Raw genomic sequence first — 2258 nt, forward strand, 5'->3', positions numbered from 1 at the left:
CGGTGCTCGACCGCGGCTTCCTGTTCGGCGACGGCATCTACGAGGTGGTGCCGGTCTATGGGCGCGGCCTGTTCCGCTTCGACGAGCACATGGCGCGGCTCGACCGCAGCCTGGCCAAGGTGCGCATCGGCAATCCGCACAGCGCGACGGAATGGCTGGCGCGCTGCCGGCGCCTGATCGAGTCGCATGCGGTCGAAGACCAATTGATCTACATCCAGGTGACCCGCGGGGTGGCGTTGCGCGACCACGTGATGCCGACCGACATCGCGCCGACGGTCTTCATCATGGTCAGCGCGATGAAGCAGCCCAGCGCCGAACAGCGCCATCGCGGCGTGGCCTGCACGACCGCACGCGACTTCCGCTGGGAGCGCGGCGACATCAAGAGCATCTCGCTGCTCGGCAACGTGCTGGCGCGGCAGATGTCGGCCGATCACGGCGCGGTGGAGACCCTCCTGTTCCGCGACGGCTTCCTCACCGAGGCGGCGGCGTGCAATGTCTGGGTGGTGCACGAAGGCGCGGTGCTCGGTCCGCCGAAGAGCGAGCATGTGCTCGAAGGCATCCGCTACGAATTGATCCGCGAACTCTGCGACGACGTCGGCATCGCCTTCAACCTGCGTCCGATCTCCGAGGGCGAGGTGACGGCAGCCGACGAGCTGATGCTCAGCTCGGCCACCAAGGAGGTGCTGCCGGTGACCACGCTCGACGGCGAATCGGTCGGCCACGGCGCGGGCCGCGGCAAGCCCGGCCCGGTGTACGCGCAGCTCTACGCCGCCTACCAGCGCGCCAAGGCCGCGCAACGGATCTGAAGCGGCGAACCATGCAGAGCACGCCACCCGAACCCTCGCTGATCGAGTACCCGTCGCTGTTCCCGATCAAGGTGATGGGCGGCAACGTCGACGGTTTCACCGAGGCGGTGCTGGACGTGGCGCGGCGGTTCGATCCGATGCTCGATCCGGCGACCATCGAAACGCGGCCCAGCTCCGGCAACAAGTACCTGGCGATCACCGTCACGGTCACCGCGACGAGCCGCGAACAGCTCGACGACCTGTACCGGGCGCTCAGCTCGCATCCGCTGGTCAAGGTGGTGCTGTAGGCCGCGACCGTTGTCGATGACTGCACCGAAACTGGTCTGGCGGGGTCGGGTCGACGCGGCCGAGACGATCGAGGCGATGCGCGCCTGCGTCGATGCCCGCAACGCCGCGCCGGAGCCGACGCCCGACGAGATCTGGCTGTGCGAGCACGAGCCGGTCTACACCCAGGGCCTGGCCGGCAAGCCCGAGCACCTGCTCGACCCCGGAGGCATCCCGGTGATCCAGACCAACCGCGGCGGGCAGGTCACGTACCACGGCCCCGGCCAGGTGGTGGCGTACCCGCTGATCGACCTGAAGCGCCTGGGCATCTACGTCAAGGAGTACGTCTACCGGCTGGAGCACTGCGTGATCAAGACGCTGGAGAGCCACGGCGTCACCGGCCACCGGGTGCCGGGCGCGCCGGGCATCTACGTGCGGCTCGACGACCCGTTCGGCCACGCGCCGCTCGAGCCGGTGCCGCCGGCCGAGCGTCTGGGGGTCGCCGCGCCGGACCCGTTCCGGGGCCTGGGGAAGATCGCCGCGCTGGGCATCAAGGTGAGCCGGCACCACGCGTACCACGGCGTGGCGCTGAACGTGGCGATGGACCTGAGCCCATTCCAGCGCATCAACCCCTGCGGGTATGCCGGGCTGGCGACGGTCGATCTGGCTACACTGGGCGTGCACGTCGACGTAGCGTCGGTGTCGCGTCAGTTGGGCGCCCGGTTGGCCGAGCACCTGAGCCCCTGACCCCTCCGGCAGCCTGCGCTGCGAGCACCCCCCTTTGAAAGTCCACGATGTCGACCGATTCCGTGACCCGAGTTGCCTCCGACGCGTCCGCCTACGACGCCAGCGCCAAGCAGAAGTCGCAGGCGAAGACCGCGCGCATCCCGATCAAGATCGTGCCGGCCGAAACGCTGAAGAAGCCCGACTGGATCCGCGTCAAGGCCGGCTCGCCGAGCACCCGCTTCTACGAGATCAAGCAGATCCTGCGCGAGCACCAGCTGCACACCGTGTGCGAGGAAGCCTCGTGCCCGAACATCGGCGAATGCTTCGGCAAGGGCACGGCCACCTTCATGATCATGGGCGACAAGTGCACGCGGCGCTGCCCGTTCTGCGACGTCGGCCACGGCCGTCCCGACCCGCTGGACGCCAACGAGCCGCTCAACCTCGCGAAGACGATCGCGGCCT

3 protein-coding genes and 1 pseudogene are annotated in these 2258 nt (G+C 68.8%); all 4 read left to right on the forward strand.

Annotated features, from left to right (window positions below; all coding sequences use genetic code 11):
* The coding region (locus tag Q1W68_RS07165; protein WP_300715975.1) for an aminotransferase class IV at positions 1–806 on the forward strand (806 nt) is incomplete at its 5' end.
* 11 nt (positions 807–817) lie between these two features.
* Positions 818–1093, forward strand: coding sequence for a DUF493 family protein (locus Q1W68_RS07170; protein ID WP_300715977.1), 276 nt, complete (start codon positions 818–820; stop codon positions 1091–1093).
* A 16-nt stretch (positions 1094–1109) separates the two neighbouring features.
* Positions 1110–1817 (forward strand): lipoyl(octanoyl) transferase LipB, encoded by a 708-nt coding sequence (gene lipB / locus Q1W68_RS07175; protein WP_300715978.1) that lies wholly within the window; start codon positions 1110–1112, stop codon positions 1815–1817.
* A 47-nt stretch (positions 1818–1864) separates the two neighbouring features.
* A pseudogene (locus Q1W68_RS07180) lies at positions 1865–2258 on the forward strand (lipoyl synthase); the annotation flags it as partial.

Origin of the sequence: Hydrogenophaga sp., assembly GCF_030158645.1 — a bacterium.
Classification (GTDB): domain Bacteria; phylum Pseudomonadota; class Gammaproteobacteria; order Burkholderiales; family Burkholderiaceae_C; genus Hydrogenophaga.